This window comes from Streptomyces phaeoluteigriseus (assembly GCF_001896135.2).
GTDB classification, from domain to species: Bacteria; Actinomycetota; Actinomycetes; order Streptomycetales; family Streptomycetaceae; genus Streptomyces; species Streptomyces phaeoluteigriseus.
In genome coordinates this window covers 96,442-111,104 of record NZ_MPOH02000016.1, presented here as the reverse complement: position 1 = coordinate 111,104, position 14,663 = coordinate 96,442, and the positions used below count along the sequence as shown (strand labels likewise).

12 protein-coding genes and 2 pseudogenes are annotated in these 14,663 nt (G+C 73.9%); 11 read left to right on the top strand and 3 right to left on the bottom strand.

Features of this window, described 5'->3' with window-relative positions:
* Positions 1–20: 20 nt before the first annotated feature.
* The 3 genes and pseudogenes from BM536_RS25230 to BM536_RS25220 all read left to right on the top strand — a co-directional run bounded on the left by BM536_RS25230 (position 21) and on the right by BM536_RS25220 (position 3,839).
* Positions 21–2,511, top strand: a pseudogene (locus BM536_RS25230) (ATP-binding SpoIIE family protein phosphatase).
* Positions 2,512–2,669: 158 nt separating this feature from the next.
* On the top strand, positions 2,670–3,395 hold the full coding sequence (locus BM536_RS25225) for a class I SAM-dependent methyltransferase (RefSeq protein ID WP_094103547.1): 726 nt from the start codon (positions 2,670–2,672) through the stop codon (positions 3,393–3,395).
* A 102-nt stretch (positions 3,396–3,497) separates the two neighbouring features.
* Positions 3,498–3,839 (top strand): DoxX family protein, encoded by a 342-nt coding sequence (locus tag BM536_RS25220; RefSeq protein ID WP_073496184.1) that lies wholly within the window; start codon positions 3,498–3,500, stop codon positions 3,837–3,839.
* A 69-nt stretch (positions 3,840–3,908) separates the two neighbouring features.
* Here the strand turns inward: BM536_RS25220 and BM536_RS25215 are convergent, their stop codons facing one another.
* Complete coding sequence (locus BM536_RS25215; protein ID WP_073496182.1) at positions 3,909–4,793, bottom strand: sigma-70 family RNA polymerase sigma factor; 885 nt, start codon at positions 4,791–4,793, stop codon at positions 3,909–3,911.
* A gap of 362 nt (positions 4,794–5,155) precedes the next feature.
* Between BM536_RS25215 and BM536_RS25210 the strand changes: the two genes are divergently transcribed.
* The 7 genes from BM536_RS25210 to BM536_RS25180 all read left to right on the top strand — a co-directional run bounded on the left by BM536_RS25210 (position 5,156) and on the right by BM536_RS25180 (position 12,101).
* On the top strand, positions 5,156–5,989 hold the full coding sequence (locus tag BM536_RS25210) for a M55 family metallopeptidase (protein WP_073495168.1): 834 nt from the start codon (positions 5,156–5,158) through the stop codon (positions 5,987–5,989).
* Positions 5,982–7,286, top strand: a complete 1,305-nt coding sequence (locus BM536_RS25205; protein WP_073495171.1) for a M20/M25/M40 family metallo-hydrolase — start codon at positions 5,982–5,984, stop codon at positions 7,284–7,286. Before BM536_RS25210 ends, BM536_RS25205 begins: the two co-directional genes overlap by 8 nt.
* Before the next feature lie 15 nt (positions 7,287–7,301).
* Positions 7,302–9,254, top strand: a complete 1,953-nt coding sequence (locus BM536_RS25200; RefSeq protein WP_094103546.1) for a S9 family peptidase — start codon at positions 7,302–7,304, stop codon at positions 9,252–9,254.
* Positions 9,251–10,174, top strand: coding sequence for a S66 peptidase family protein (locus tag BM536_RS25195; RefSeq protein WP_094103545.1), 924 nt, complete (start codon positions 9,251–9,253; stop codon positions 10,172–10,174). The genes BM536_RS25200 and BM536_RS25195 overlap by 4 nt, the downstream gene beginning before the upstream one ends.
* A 112-nt stretch (positions 10,175–10,286) precedes the next feature.
* A complete protein-coding gene (locus BM536_RS25190; RefSeq protein ID WP_073495174.1) occupies positions 10,287–10,535 on the top strand; it encodes a LapA family protein in 249 nt (82 codons plus the stop codon).
* 20 nt (positions 10,536–10,555) lie between these two features.
* On the top strand, positions 10,556–11,137 hold the full coding sequence (locus BM536_RS25185) for a GNAT family N-acetyltransferase (RefSeq protein WP_073495176.1): 582 nt from the start codon (positions 10,556–10,558) through the stop codon (positions 11,135–11,137).
* A 64-nt stretch (positions 11,138–11,201) separates the two neighbouring features.
* On the top strand, positions 11,202–12,101 hold the full coding sequence (locus BM536_RS25180; RefSeq protein WP_094103636.1) for an arginase family protein: 900 nt from the start codon (positions 11,202–11,204) through the stop codon (positions 12,099–12,101).
* Positions 12,102–12,123: 22 nt separating this feature from the next.
* On the opposite strand, the pseudogene BM536_RS25175 reads toward BM536_RS25180, so the two are convergent.
* Positions 12,124–12,465 (bottom strand): annotated as a pseudogene (locus BM536_RS25175) (VOC family protein); the annotation flags it as partial.
* 105 nt (positions 12,466–12,570) lie between these two features.
* On the opposite strand from BM536_RS25175, the gene BM536_RS25170 reads away from it, so the two are divergent.
* A complete protein-coding gene (locus tag BM536_RS25170) occupies positions 12,571–13,059 on the top strand; it encodes a phage holin family protein (RefSeq protein ID WP_094103544.1) in 489 nt (162 codons plus the stop codon).
* A 529-nt stretch (positions 13,060–13,588) separates the two neighbouring features.
* Here the strand turns inward: BM536_RS25170 and BM536_RS25165 are convergent.
* On the bottom strand, positions 13,589–14,542 hold the full coding sequence (locus BM536_RS25165) for an LLM class F420-dependent oxidoreductase (protein ID WP_073495180.1): 954 nt from the start codon (positions 14,540–14,542) through the stop codon (positions 13,589–13,591).
* Between the last annotated feature and the right edge of the window lie 121 nt (positions 14,543–14,663).

Genomic DNA, 14,663 nt, shown 5'->3' with positions numbered 1-14,663 from the left:
GGGGAGAGAGGTTCTGGGCCATGGACCGTGGCACCGAGAGGGACACGCCTCCCAGCCGCGGAGCCGGGAGCGGTACGGCACCCGAGCCCGCGGACACCGGGCGCGTTCCGCTCGCCGTGGTCGTCGTCGACCGGCTCGGCCTCGTCTCCCACTGGAGCAGCGGAGCCCGCCGGCTGTTCGGCGTCGCCAAGGACGAGGCGATCGGCCGGCACGCCATCGACCTGCTTCCCGTCTCCGGCGCCCTCCCCGACATCGACGACGGCCTGCCGTACGGGGAGTACGCGCCCGTCGACGGTCTCGGACCCGGGCTCGGGAACTCCCTCGACGGCGGGCTGGGCTACCCGGCCGCCGGGCGGGCCCGGCTCACCGTGCCCGAGCGGAGCGAGAGGGGGATCGCCCCGGCCGAAGGGTCGGGGCGGGACCGTGTCGACGTGCTGTGGTGGGCGTATCCCCTCGTGGGACCCGGCAGCGAGCGGCTGCTCGTGCTGGCCGCCGACGCGGAGGCCCTGCACCGGGACGACGGGTCGCGCGTCGAGCGCATCGCGCCCGGCTTCGCCCTGCACACCGACTTCCCCGGCGCCGAGGACCTGGCCCGCCGGCTCCCCGAGATCCTGCCCAGCATGAGCGTCGGCGAGAGCGCCCGCATCGTCGCGCAGGTCCTCGAACTGGGCTATCCGATCCTGGAGTTCAGCCAGAACGACCGGGTGCCCGTGACCCCCGACTGGGGTGTCGCCCGGCGTGTCGAGCGCACAGCCCGCCGTGAGCGGCGCCCGCGCCGAAGCCGCCGGCCGGCCCCTGCCCCGGGAGCCCGACGACGAGGGCGAGGACCTCGAGTACGTCGCCGTCCGCGAGCGCCTGGAGTTCCTCAACGAGGTCAGCGGGAAGATCGGCACCTCCCTCGACCTGGCCCGCACCATCGGCGAGGTCAGCAGGGCCGTCGTACCGCGCTTCACCGACGTCGCCGGCACCTACCTGCGCGAACAGGTCGTCGCCGGCGAGGGGTTCCCCGACGGGGTGCCGGACACCCGGACCATGTGGCACCGGGTCGCTCTGGAGCACACCGACGAACCCGGGCGCTGGGACGACGTGGTGCCCGTGGGCGAGGCCATGCCCTTTCCGGCGCACACCCCGTTCTTCCAGTGCATGACCAGCGGCGAACCCGTCCTCGTGCCGCGCATCAGCGAGCGGATGGGGCACGCCATCGCCTCGCAGTTCGAGAAGCGCGACATCCGGCCCCTGATCACCGGCCGTTCGATGCTCGTCGTGCCGCTCAAGGCACGCCATGTCGTCCTCGGCTTCATGATCCTGCTGCGCCACCCCGAGCGAGCCGAGTTCAACGACATGGACCGGGTCACCGGCGCCGAACTCGCCGCCCGCGCGGGCCTGGTGCTGGACAACGCCCGCATGTACACCTACCAGGAGAGCGTCGCCGAGACCCTCCAGGACAGCATGCTGCCGCACATACCTCCGCGGATGGCGGGCTGTGACATCGCCACCCGCTATCTGCCGGGCACCCTGCTGGGGCGTATCGGCGGCGACTGGTTCGACTCCGTGAAACTGCCCGGCGCCCGCACCGCGCTCGTCGTCGGCGACGTGATGGGCCACGGCCTCAACTCCGCCGCCATGATGGGGCAGTTGCGCACCGCCGTGCAGACCATGGCGGCCCTCGACCTGCCGCCCGCGCAACTCCTGCGCAACCTCGACGACCTGGCCCAGCGGCTGGGCGAGACCTACCTCGCCACCTGCCTGTACGCCGTCTACGACCCGATCGCGAGCGAGCTGCACCTCGCCAACGCGGGCCACATCCCGCCCGTGCTGGTGCGCGCCGACGACGGCCGCAGCGAACTCCTCGACCTGCCCACCGGGGCGCCCATCGGCGTCGGCGGAGTGCCCTTCGAGGCGGTACGCGTCGGCGTGGCGCCCGGCGACCGGCTCGTGATGTGCACCGACGGACTCGTCGAGATGCGCGGTGAGGACATCGGCGTGGGCCTCGCGACCCTGTGCGAGTCGGCCGCCCACCCGGCGGCCTCCATGGACGACGCCTGCGACACCATCATCCGCGCCCTCAACACGCGAGGCGGCCGCAAGGACGACGTGGCCCTGCTGCTGGCCCGCCTCAACGGCATCGAACCCGACGACGTCGCCGAGTGGACCTTCCCCCTCGCTCCCGCCCAGGTCGGCCGGGCCCGCGCCGTGGTCCGCGAACAGCTCCACGGCTGGGGGCTCGCCAAGCTGGCCGGCCCGGCCGAGCTGATGGTCAGCGAGGTGGTCACCAACGCCGTACGGCACTCGCACGGCCGGCCGGTGACGCTGCGGCTGGTGCGCGGGGACGCGCTGCTGTGCGAGGTGGACGACGACGACCACGAGATGCCGACCCTGCTGAGCGCCGGACCCGACGACGAGGTCGGGCGCGGGCTGCGCGTGGTGAGCACACTGGCCCGGGAGTGGGGCACCAGCCGTACCGCCGCGGGCAAGTCCGTCTGGTTCGAACTGACCCTCCCCAGACGCTGACCGCCGTCTTTCACGGTCCTGAGGGGCGCACAACGGCGTACGCCCGTCGAACCAGGCGTGAAGGAATGCGTACGGCGCTTGTCCGCGCCACCGGGGAGCGATACACCGTACTGCCCCGTCACTTACGGCGGATCGGCGTCACACCTGGGGAGTTGGACATGAGCGTGACGAGTCGGTACCGGGCGGCCTGGGAGGGCTTCTGGCGTGAGGCCCCCGAGGAGACAGGGGCGGTGTTCTGGGACGCGGACCCGGCGGTGACCGCCGCCCGCCACCTCGCCTTCTTCGAGCCGCGGCTGCTCGACCCGGGGCTGCCGCTGGTGGACCTCGGCTGCGGGAACGGCACGCAGACCCGTTTCCTCGCCGACCGCTTCCCGCAGGTGATCGGCGCCGACCTGTCCGTCGCGGCGCTCGACCACGCCCGCCGCGCCGACCCCACGGGGCAGGCCGCGTACCGGCTGCTGGACGCGGCCGAGAGGGACGAGGCGGAGACGCTGCACGCCGAACTCGGCGACACCAACGTCTATATGCGGGGTGTCCTGCACCAGTGCGAGCCCGGCGACCGGCAGTCGCTGGTCGACGGGATCGCCGCGCTGCTGGGGGAGCGCGGCCGGGCCTTCCTCGTCGAGCTGTCGGAGGCCGCCCGGCCCGTCCTGGGTGGCCTGGCGCAGCGCCCCGACGGCCCGCCGCCGAAGCTCGCGCCGGTCTTCCGGCACGGCATCGCACCCGGCGAGGTCGCCGACGCCGCGGTTCCGGTGTATCTGGCGGCAGCCGGGCTCACCGTCCTCGCCTCCGGCGAACTTCCGCTCTCCACGACCGAGTTCGCGTCCGACGGCACCCGGATCGAGCTGCCGTCGAAGTGGATACTGGCCGGCCGGGAGACGTGACCACGGTCACATGGCGGCAGCTCCGCCGTCCGTCACACTCGCGTCGTGCCGCGTGTCGAGGGGGTGAAGGAAGCCGGAACAACCTCATGAGGAGCTGCTGACATGTCTACCGCCTATGTCGTCGTCACCGTGCTGGGAGCCGTCCTGGCGGGCTTCTCGGCCGCCTCGCTCCTCCTCGGCGCGGAGTGGACCGTGAAGCCGCTCACCGACTACGGCGTGCCCCGCTCGTGGTGGCCGTGGCTCGGCGCGGCCAAAGCCGCCGGAGCGGCCGGACTCCTCGTCGGCCTGCTCGTGCCGGTGATCGGCGCGCCGGCCGCGGCGGGGCTGGTGCTGTACTTCCTCGGGGCCGTGGTCACCGTGCTGCGCGCCCGCTGGTTCTCGCACGTGGCGTTCCCGCTGGTCTACGCGGCCCCGTCGGCGGCCTCGCTCGTGCTGTGGTTCTGATGGGGTGAGAACGCCGCCAGGAGGGTGGCCAGGGGTGACCGGAGACATCCCGGTCACCCCTCGCGGGGGTCAGGCGCCGGGGACGGCCACCTCCAGCGCAGCCAGTCGCTCCCGGTCCGCCACGATCTCGATCCCGATGATCCGCTCGTCGGCGACCGTGAACAGGAGCGCCAGCCGCAGCCGGCCCAGCGGGGCCATCACCAGGCCGACGCGGCCGTCGAGCAGTGCCGGACCGGTGTACCGGGCCCGGCCGGCCGCCGTCATCGCGCTCTCGGCGACGGACCGGCCGCCGCTGAGCGACACCGGCCGCGGCGTCGGGACGACGAACCGGTCGGCGGTCAGCACCACGTCCGGGTGCAGCAGCGCCAGCAGTGCGTCGAAGTCCCCGCCACGCGTGGCCGCCAGGAACGCCTCGACGACCTGCCGCTGCCGGGCCGCGTCGGCGACCGGAGGGGTCCCGCCCCTGACCCGGCGCCGGGCGCGGCTCGCGAGCTGACGGGTCGTGGCCGGAGTCCGCTCGATCAGGGGGGCGATGGCGTCGAACGGCACCGCGAACAGGTCGTGCAGCACGAAGGCCAGCCGCTCGTCCGGGCCCAGCGTGTCCAGGACGACCAGCAGCGCCACGCCGACCTCGTCGGCCAGCAGCGCCTCCTCCGCGGGATCGCCGCCCCCGCCCGCGGCCGCCTCCTCGCCGGGCTGGAACTCCAGGGGCTCCTCGCGCCGGGTCCGGCGGGAGCGCAGCATGTTCAGGCTGACCCGGCCCACCACCGTGGTCAGCCAGGCGGTGAGGTTCTCCACCTCCCCGATGTCGGCCCGGGAGGCCCGCAGCCAGGTCTCCTGCACGGCGTCGTCGGCCTCGCCGAGCGAGCCGAGCAGTCGGTGGGCCACGGCCCGCAGCAGGGGGCGGTCGGCCTCGAAGCGGTCCACTGTCAGGGTGCGTGGGTGTGCGGTCATGGTGGCCCCGTTCGCGTCGGTCGGGCGTCGGTCTCGCGCTGCGGGAGATCAGAGCAGACAGGGGTTTCCCGCCGCTCGTCGGGTGGTGGGTCGAGCGGTGACGGCGGCCCCTAGGGATGCTCCGCCCCGGACCCCGTCCTCGTCCACCGGCCAGGCGACCGCCCGACCACGCCGGTCGGGGCGGGGCCGTCCCGCGGCGGCCCGGTCGGTCGGGGCGGACCGTCCCGGGGCGCGCCCCGCCGCCGCGGGTTCCCGCGCCCGTCTTCGTGAGCGGACCGGCGTGGGGTTCCGGGCGGTCCCGCTGCGCCGGCGAGGCGGCCCGTTAAGCTCAGGGGGTTTTCCCGGAGAGGACGGTCGCGGGTATGAAGATCCTGATCAGCGCTGACATGGAGGGCGCCACCGGTGTCACCTGGCCGGCCGACGTGCTGCCGGGGACGCCGCAGTGGGAGCGGTGCCGGGAGTTCTTCACCTCCGATGTCAACGCCGCCGTTCTCGGGTTCTTCGACGGCGGCGCCGACGAGGTGCTGATCAACGAGGCGCACTGGACGATGCGCAACCTGCTTCTGGAGCGGCTGGACGAGCGGGCGCAGATGCTGACCGGGCGGCACAAGTCGCTGTCCATGGTGGAGGGCGTCCAGCACGGTGACGTCGACGGCATCGCGTTCGTCGGCTATCACGCGGGCGCCGGCGCGGAGGGCGTCCTCGCCCACACCTACCTCGCCAACTCCATCACCGGGGTGTGGCTGAACGACGTACGGGCGAGCGAGGGGCTGCTCAACGCGCGGGTCGTCGCGGAGTACGGGGTGCCGGTCGTGCTGGTCACCGGTGACGACGTGGCCTGCGAGGACGCCCTCGGGTACGCGCCCGAGGCGCTGAAGGTCGCCGTCAAGGACCATGTGTCGCGGTACGCGGCGGTGTGCCGGACCCCGGCCAGGACCGCCGCCGACATCCGGGCCGCGGCCAAGGAGGCGGCGCGGCTGGCGGTCCGTCAGGAACCGCTGGATGCGGGGCCGTTCACCGTCGCCGTGGAGTTCGACGCCGAGCATCTGGCGATGGCCGCGACCGTGGTGCCCGGCGTGGCGCGGACCGGGGAGCGCAGGGTCGCCTACACCAGCGGCACCATGTACGAGGGTATTCGCACGTTCAAGGCGGTCACGACGGTCGTCTCGGCCGCGGTGGAGGAGCAGTATGGCTGACGGGCAGGCGAGGGACGAGGTCGTTCGGTTCACCTCGGACCTCATCCGGATCGACACGACCAACCGGGGCGGCGGGGACTGCCGGGAACGGCCCGCCGCCGAGTACGCGGCGGAGCAACTGGCCGGGGCCGGTCTGGAGCCGACACTGCTCGAACGCACGCCGGGCCGCGCCAACGTGGTCGCCCGCATCGAGGGCACCGACCCGTCCGCGGACGCGCTGCTCGTCCACGGTCATCTGGACGTGGTGCCCGCCGAGGCGGCGGACTGGAGTGTGCACCCCTTCTCCGGGGAGGTGCGCGACGGCGTCGTGTGGGGGCGCGGCGCGGTCGACATGAAGAACATGGACGCGATGATCCTCGCCGTGGTCCGGTCCTGGGCCCGCCAGGGCGTCCGGCCCCGGCGCGATCTCGTCATCGCCTTCACCGCGGACGAGGAGGCCAGCGCCGAGGACGGTTCCGGGTTCCTCGCGGACCGCCATCCCCATCTCTTCGAGGGCTGCACGGAGGGCATCAGCGAGTCGGGCGCCTTCACCTTCCACGACGGCGCCGGGCGCGAGATCTACCCGATCGCGGCGGGGGAACGCGGCACGGGCTGGCTGAAGCTGACCGCCCGCGGACGCGCCGGGCACGGCTCCAAGGTCAACCGGGAGAACGCGGTGACCCGGCTGGCCGCCGCGGTCACCCGCATCGGCGAGCACGAGTGGCCCCTGCGGCTGACCCCGACGGTGACGGCCGCGCTCACCGAACTCGCCGCCCTGTACGGCGTCGAGGCCGCCCTGGACGATGTGGACGGCCTGCTGGAGAAGCTCGGCCCGGCCGGCAGGCTGGTGGAGGCGACCGTCCGCAACAGCGCCAACCCGACGATGCTGGACGCCGGCTACAAGATCAACGTGATTCCGGGGGAGGCTGTGGCGTATGTCGACGGTCGGTATCTCGCGGGCTGGGAGGACGAGTTCCGTGCCACCCTCGACGCACTCACCGGTCCGGACGTGAGCTGGGAGTTCGAGCACCGCGAGGTCGCCCTCCAGGCGCCGGTGGACTCGCCGACGTACGCCCGGATGCGGGCCGCCGTCGAGGAGTTCGCGCCGGAGGCGTCCGTGGTGCCGTACTGCATGTCCGGCGGTACGGACGCCAAGCAGTTCTCGCGGCTCGGGATCACCGGCTACGGCTTCGCACCGCTGAAGCTGCCCGAGGGCCTCGACTACCAGGCCCTCTTCCACGGGGTCGACGAACGAGTCCCGGTCGAGGCGCTGCACTTCGGCGTCGACGTGCTCGACCGCTTTCTGCGCACGGCCTAGAGGAGCGGAGGAGACATGCGGATCCTGCCGTACGGTGCCTGGCCCTCGCCCCTCGACGCGCGCCTCGCCGCCGCGCACGACGGGCGCCCCGAGTACGTCGGTTTCGTCGGCGACGAGGTGTGGTGGACGGCGCCCCGCCCGGCCGAGGGCGGCCGGCGCACCCTCGTGCGACGGCGCGAGGACGGCACGGAGGAGTCCGTGCTGCCCGCGCCGTGGAACGTGCGCAGCAGGGTCCACGAGTACGGCGGACAGCCCTGGGCGGGCGGGGTGCGCGACGGCCGGACCCTGGTGGTGTTCGTGCACTTCGCCGACCAGCGGCTGTACGCCTGTGAGCCCGGCGGCGAGCCCCGTCCGCTGACCCCCGTGTCGGCGGTGGGCGGCGGACTGCGCTGGGCGGAGCCGCGGCTGATGCCCGACCGGGGTGAAGTGTGGTGCGTGCTGGAGGAGTTCACCGGCGACGGCCCCACCGACGTGCGCCGGGTCCTGGCCGCCGTGCCGCTGGACGGCTCGGCGGCGGGGGACCGCGGTGCCGTGCGTGAACTCACCGACGGCCGGAGGCGGTTCGTCACCGGGGCGCGGCTGTCGCCGGACGGGCGGCGGGCCGCGTGGCTGGCCTGGGACCATCCCCGGATGCCGTGGGACGGGACGGAGGCGCTGGTCGCCGAGGTCGGGGCGGACGGTGTGTTCGGCGAGCCCCAGGTGGTGGCGGGCGGGCCGGAGGAGTCGATCGCCCAGGTCGAATGGTCGACGGATGGCCGTCTGCTGTACACAAGCGACCGTATGGGCTGGTGGAACCTGTACCGCGACCATCAGCCGGTCTGTCCCCGCGAGGAGGAGTTCGGCGGAGCGCTCTGGAAGCTCGGCCACCGCTGGTTCGCCCCGCTGGCGGACGGACTGGTCGCCGTCGTGCACGGTCGCGGGGCCGCCGTGCTCGGCGTCCTCGACCCGGAGACCGGCGAGGTCGTCGACGTGGCCGGACCCTGGACCGAGTTCGCCTCCACCCTCGCCGTGCACGGGGAGCGAGTCGTCGCCGTCGGCGCCAGCCCCCGCAGCGCCCACGAGGTCGTCGAACTGGACACCCGGACCGGCCGCGCCCGGGTGATCGGCGCCGCGCACGACGACACCGTGGACCCGGCCCACTACCCCGAACCCCAGATCCGCGCCTTCACCGGCCCCGACGGCCGCGAGATCCACGCCCACGTCTACCCGCCGCACAACCCCGGCTGCGTCGCTCCAGGCGCCGAGCTGCCGCCGTACGTCATCTGGGCGCACGGCGGGCCCACGGACCGGTCCCCGCTCGTACTGGACCTGGAGATCGCCTACTTCACCTCCCGCGGCATCGGCGTCGCCGAGGTCGACTACGGGGGGTCGACCGGGTACGGGCGCGAGTACCGGGACCGGCTGCGCGGGCAGTGGGGCGTGGTCGACGTCGAGGACTGCGCCGCCGTCGCCCTCGCCCTCGCCGACGAGGGCACCGCCGACCGCGACCGGCTGGCCATCCGCGGCGGCAGCGCGGGCGGCTGGACCGCGGCCGCCTCGCTGACCGGAACCGACGTCTACGCCTGCGGCACGATCAGCTACCCCGTCCTCGACCTCACGGCCTGGGCCACCGGCGAGACCCACGACTTCGAGTCGCGCTACCTGGACACCCTCGTCGGCCCCCTCGACGAGGTGCCCGCCCGCTACACGGAGCGCTCGCCCGTCGAGCACGCCGACCGGATCGCCGTACCCTTCCTGCTGCTCCAGGGCCTCGACGACGTGATCTGCCCGCCCGCGCAGGCCGAACGGCTCCTCGCCCGCATCGCGGGACGCGGGGTGCCGCACGCCTACCTCGCCTTCGAGGGCGAGGGCCACGGCTTCCGGCGCGCCGAGACGGTGGTGCGCGCCCTGGAGGCCGAACTGTCCCTGTACGCCCAGGTGTTCGGGCTGAGGGTGCCCGGCATTCCCACCCTGGAGCTGGCGAAGTGAAGGATCTGGTGCGGCCGTCCCGGCTCGCCCCCGGCGCCCGGGTGGCGGTCGTCGCGCCCAGCGGACCCGTCGTCGAGGAGCGGCTCCAGGCCGGCCTCGACCTGCTGCGCGGCTGGGACCTCGACCCGTTCGCCGCCCCCCATGTCCTGGACCGGCACGGGAAATTGGGCTACCTGGCCGGTACCGACGCCGACCGGGCCGCCGACCTCCAGCGCGCCTGGTGCGACCCGGGCGTCGACGCGGTGGTCTGCGCGCGCGGCGGCTACGGCGCGCAGCGCGTGGTCGACCTGCTCGACTGGGAGGCCATGCGGGCCGCCGGGCCGAAGGTGTTCCTCGGCTTCAGCGACAGCACCGCCCTGCACGAGGCGTTCGCCGTCCGCCTCGGCCTGGTCACTCTGTACGGACCCGTCGCCGCCGGTATCGACTTCGTCAAGAACGCCCGCGCCCAGGAGCACCTGAAGGCCACCCTCTTCGCGCCGGAGACCGTCCGCACCCTCTCCTCGCACGGCACCGCCCTCGCCCCCGGCCGGGCCCGCGGCGTCACCCTCGGCGGCTGCCTCGCCCTCCTCGCCACCGGGTACGGCACCGCGCACACCCGGTCCGGCGCCCGCGGCGGACTGCTGCTGCTGGAGGACGTGGGGGAGCGGCCGTACGCCGTCGACCGGGCGCTCACCCAACTCCTGCGCACCGGCTGGCTCGACGGCGTCGCCGGGGTCGCGCTGGGCTCGTGGGCGCGGTGCGGGCCCTACGAGGAACTGCGGCCCGTGCTGGCCGACCGGCTCGGCGGGCTCGGCGTCCCCGTCGTCGAGGAACTCGGCTTCGGCCACTGCGACGGGGCGCTGACGGTGCCCTTCGGCGTCACCGCCGAACTCGACGCCGAGACCGGCACACTCACCCTCGACGTGCCCGCGCTGCGCTGACGCGCATCCCCAGGCCCCCGAGGGCGCCCCGAGCGCCGGCCCGGGGCCGGCCCGTCACCCGTCGGCAGCCCTCGGCGCGCGGGCGGGTGGCCGCGGGCCCACCCTGGTCGGTATGAGCCCGAAGACCTCCGAGAGCGACGGCAGGACCAGCGGAACGGGCGGCGCGCCGGCGCCCGCCCGGATCACCGTACTGGCCCTCGCCGTCCTCGTCCTGATCTTCATCTTCGAGAACACCGGCGCCACGCGGATCAGGCTGCTGGTCCCCGAGGTGACGGTGACGGTGCCGCTGTGGACCGCGCTCCTCGCCACCGGGGCCATCGGCGCGCTGAGCGGCGCGTACGCCGTCAAACGGCGCGGCTGACACCGTCGTACGCTGGCCCGATGCCGCACACCGCATCCCGCCACCTCGCCGAAGGGCCCCGCGTGGGCATACGCCACTTCACCTACGCGGACGGGGACGAGTTCACCGCCCGGGCCCGGGAGAGCAAGGACCTGCACCGTCCGTGGCTGTTCCCGCCCGCCACCACCGAGGCGTACCGGGCCTACGCGGGACGGCTGATCGAGGACCCCACGAAGGCCGGGTTCCTCGTGTGCACCCTCGACGACGGGGCCGTCGCCGGGTTCATCAACATCAACAACATCGTCGAAGGCGGTTTCCAGTGCGGCGCGCTGGGCTACGGCGCCTTCGCGCACGCCGCCGGGCGCGGGCTGATGCGCGAGGGCCTCGACCTCGTGGTGGCGCACGCCTTCGGGCCGATGCGGCTGCACCGGCTGGAGATCAACGTGCAGCCGGGCAACGCGGCCTCGATCGCGCTGGCGCGGTCCTGCGGGTTCCGCCTCGAGGGCTTCTCCCCGAAGATGATCTACATCGACGGGGACTGGCGCGACCACGAGCGGTGGGCGCTCACCGTCGAGATGCGCTCCGAACGCTTCCCGCGCCCGGCGGCGAGCACTCCCCGGTGAGCCGCCTGACCGCTCCCGGTGAAAGCCGTTGAACGCCCGACCGACGTCGGCGAGGATGCCGGGCATGCGGAACTTCGTCGTGATCGACGCCCCCTCCAACCTGGGGCTGCGCCCGCCCGCCCCCGGCACGGTGCCCGGCTGCCACAAGCTCGCCGGCGCCCTGCGCGAGCAGCGGATCGTGCAGCGTCTCGGCGCGCTGGAGGGCGGGGTCGTCGTGCCGCCGCGCTACGACCGGGGGGACTGGAAGGAAGGCGACGGCGTCTTCAACGCGTCCGCCCTCGCCTCCTACACCCGCCGGCTCGCCGACCGCGTCGAGCGCCATGTGCGCGACGGTGACTTCCCCGTCGTCCTCGGCGGCGACTGCTCGATCCAGCTCGGCGCCTCCCTCGCACTGCGCCGCATCGGCCGGTACGGGCTGGCCGCCGTGGACGCCTCGCACGACTTCCGGCATCCCGGCAACTCGACCGCGGTCGGCGCGGCGGGCGGCGAGGAGGTGGCCCTGGCCACCGGCCGCGGCCAGGACGACCTCACCGACCTGGAGGGACTCAAGCCCTATCTGCGCGACGAGGACGTGCGGTTCTTCGGCATCCGCGACGCGTTCGCCGACGACACCGCCGAACTCGTCGCCCTGAAGATGCCCGTCGTCACCGTGGGCGAACTGCGCGAGTGGGGCCACGAGGCGCTCGGCGCCGCCACCGCACGCGCCTTCGAGATCCCCGAACTCGACGGATTCTGGGTCCACCTGGACGCCGACGTGCTCGATCCGACGGTGATGCCCGCCGTCGACAGCCCCGACCCCGACGGCCTCTTCCCCGACGAACTGGTCGCGCTGCTGCGCCCGTTGCTGGCCTCGCCGCGCTGCGCAGGCCTCAACGTCACGATCTACGACCCCGACCTGGACCCCGACGGCACCGCGGGCGCGCTCCTCGCCGACCTCGTCGTGGCCGCCCTCGGCCGCTCCTGAGCCGACGGCCCGCCTCACGCCGACGGCGGTCCACGTACTCGTAGACGGCGCCGTCCGGATGCCGCACGATCAGGTTGCGGCCGGCCGGGGTGGCCACCGGGCCCGCGATGATGTCCGCGCCCAGCTCGCCGAGCGTCTTGAGCGCCTCGTCGACGTCCGTCACGGCGATGGTCGCCGCGACCTTGCGCAGCACCTCCAGCTCCATCGCGGGCCCGCTCATCAGCAGGAAGCAGCCCACCGCCGCGACCTGCACGCCGCCGCGCTCGAAGCGCAGCGCCGGAGTGCCCGCGAGGCGCTCGTAGAAGGGGACGGCGGCTTCCAGATCATCGACGCAGACACGCAGGGTGGCTCCCAGAATGTTCATGTGCGGGAGCCTAGTTGGGCGGGCGGGGCCGTGGAGATCCCTTCACCCGATCCGCTCGGCGGCCCGGCCGCGTTACCGCCCGCAGGGCCCGGGTACCCACCGTGCATGGAGCGCATCGATCACCTGGAGCATCTGGACAAGCACCTCGTCGACGAGTTGGCGCAGGTGGCGCGCGAGACCATCCGCGAGGAACTGCGCGAACAGACCCGTAAGCAGCGTCGTACGGCGCTGCTGTACGCCGCGTCCGGCGCGCTCGCCCTGTACGCGGGAGCCGCCGTCGCACTGGCCGTGGGCCTCGCCCTCGGCATCGGGCTGCCCGACTGGGCCGCCGCACTGATCACCGCGGCGATACTCGGCGTGCTGGCGTACGTCCTGCGCGGCGCCGCCCGCCCGCACCCGCGCCCGGCCCACCACGGCGGCGCGGACGTGACCGCACAGCCGGGGCCCGCCGTACCGCCCGCCGGCGCGGCCACCGGCCGCGGCACGCCCTACCCGCCGATGCCGCGGACCGCGCCCGACGTGGGCGCGCCCATGCCGGGCGAGGCGCCGCGGACCGGCGACGTCGACCCCGGGACGCCGCACCGCCGGGCCTGACCCGCGAGGCGGGCGCGGGGCCGGACCGTCGTGGTGACCTGACTGACCTGACCTGCCTGACCGGACCTGCCTGACCCTGACCTGCCTGGCCTGAACGGTCCCGGCGGCCGTGGCCTTCGTCGCCCCGGCGACCGGGTGCCGCGGACGGGGTGCGGCGGGTCGGCGGGGAGGCGCTCGTGGTGAGCGTCGACATGGCCGACCCCGGAGCGGTCGAGGGCCTGGAGAGCAAGTTGCCGGCGCCTTCGGCCGCATCGGCGTACTGCAGATGGTGGATGCCTTCGGCCGCGTCCACGTGTGGGCGGCAACGCCTTGGCCGGAGTCTTCGCCTCCCGCACCCGGTTCACGCCCGCCGAGTTCCACCACCAGTCCCAGGAGCGCCCCGCGGAGCCGGGCCGGGTCGGGTGGGGGCGTGACTGCCCGCCGCGGGCGTCGCCGCGGGCCTCGGCGCGGCGGTGACGGCGGCCGGGGTGCGCGGGCGCACCCGGGGCCGGTCACCACCGTGCCCCGCCCCGGATGCCACCCGAATGCCTCAGGGCAGCTGCGGCAGCACCTTCGTGCGGTAGAAGTCGAAGAAGCCGCGCTGGTCGGGGCCGATCTGGTTGACGTAGATCCGGTCGAAGCCCGCGTCGGCGAACGCCTTCAGCGTGCTGACGTGATCGTCCACGTCGTCGCCGCAGACCGTGTTCTCGCCGACCATCTCCTCCGTGATCAGCGGCTCCAACTGCTCGAAATGACTCGGCGTGGGCAGGATCTGGCCCATCTCGCCGGGCAGCAGCTGGTTCGACCACAGCTTGTGGACCGTGCGGACCGCCTCCTCGCGGTCGGGGCCGTAGCAGACCTTCGTGCCGCCACTGACGAGCTTGGCGCCGCCGCCGCCCTTGCGGAACTGCTCCACCATGGCCTCCTCCGGCATCATCGTGATGTAGCCGTCGCCGACCCGGGACGCGAGGGAGGTGGCCTTCGGGCCGAAGCCGGAGATGTCGATCGGGACCGGCTCCTCCGGGACGGTGTAGAGGCGGGCGTTCTCCACCGTGTAGTGGGTGCCGACGTGGTTGACCTCCTCGCCGGTGAACAGCCGCCGCATGATCTGGATCGCCTCCTCCAGCATCTCCAGACGTACGTGCGCGGGCGGCCAGGCGTCGCCCAGGATGTGCTCGTTGAGGGCCTCGCCCGAGCCGACGCCGAGCCGGAAGCGGCCCCCGGTCATCACCGCGCTCGTCGCCGCGGCCTGCGCCACCACGGCCGGGTGCATCCGTACGGTCGGGCAGGTGACGGCCGTCTCGATGGGCAGCGACACCGCCTCCGACAGTGCGCCGATCACCGACCAGACGAAGGGACTCTGGCCCTGCGCGTCGTTCCACGGGTGATAGTGGTCGGAGATCCAGAGCGCCGTGAATCCGGCCTGCTCGGCCATCCGGGCCTGCTCGACCAGCTCCGCGGGGCCGAACTCCTCGCAGGACAGGAAATAACCGTACTCGGGCATGGGGGGTACCTCCGCTGTGGTGCGGCGGGTGGGCGGTCGCGGTCCGGGTTACCCCGCGCGCGAGGCGGAAACCGGGGCCGTGCCCGCCCACCCGGCGGACCGGCGGAACCGACCGGTGGGC

Bases quoted from the DNA above. Each gene is read 5' to 3' on its own strand.
- BM536_RS25185 (WP_073495176.1), top strand. From the start codon at position 10,556: ATGCCGCACACCGCATCCCGCCACCTCGCCGAAGGGCCCCGCGTGGGC.
- BM536_RS25190 (WP_073495174.1), top strand. From the start codon at position 10,287: ATGAGCCCGAAGACCTCCGAGAGCGACGGCAGGACCAGCGGAACGGGC.
- BM536_RS25200 (WP_094103546.1), top strand. From the start codon at position 7,302: ATGCGGATCCTGCCGTACGGTGCCTGGCCCTCGCCCCTCGACGCGCGC.
- BM536_RS25215 (WP_073496182.1), bottom strand. From the start codon at position 4,793: ATGACCGCACACCCACGCACCCTGACAGTGGACCGCTTCGAGGCCGAC.
- BM536_RS25220 (WP_073496184.1), top strand. From the start codon at position 3,498: ATGTCTACCGCCTATGTCGTCGTCACCGTGCTGGGAGCCGTCCTGGCG.
- BM536_RS25180 (WP_094103636.1), top strand. From the start codon at position 11,202: ATGCGGAACTTCGTCGTGATCGACGCCCCCTCCAACCTGGGGCTGCGC.
- BM536_RS25210 (WP_073495168.1), top strand. From the start codon at position 5,156: ATGAAGATCCTGATCAGCGCTGACATGGAGGGCGCCACCGGTGTCACC.
- BM536_RS25165 (WP_073495180.1), bottom strand. From the start codon at position 14,542: ATGCCCGAGTACGGTTATTTCCTGTCCTGCGAGGAGTTCGGCCCCGCG.
- BM536_RS25170 (WP_094103544.1), top strand. From the start codon at position 12,571: ATGGAGCGCATCGATCACCTGGAGCATCTGGACAAGCACCTCGTCGAC.
- BM536_RS25225 (WP_094103547.1), top strand. From the start codon at position 2,670: ATGAGCGTGACGAGTCGGTACCGGGCGGCCTGGGAGGGCTTCTGGCGT.
- BM536_RS25205 (WP_073495171.1), top strand. From the start codon at position 5,982: ATGGCTGACGGGCAGGCGAGGGACGAGGTCGTTCGGTTCACCTCGGAC.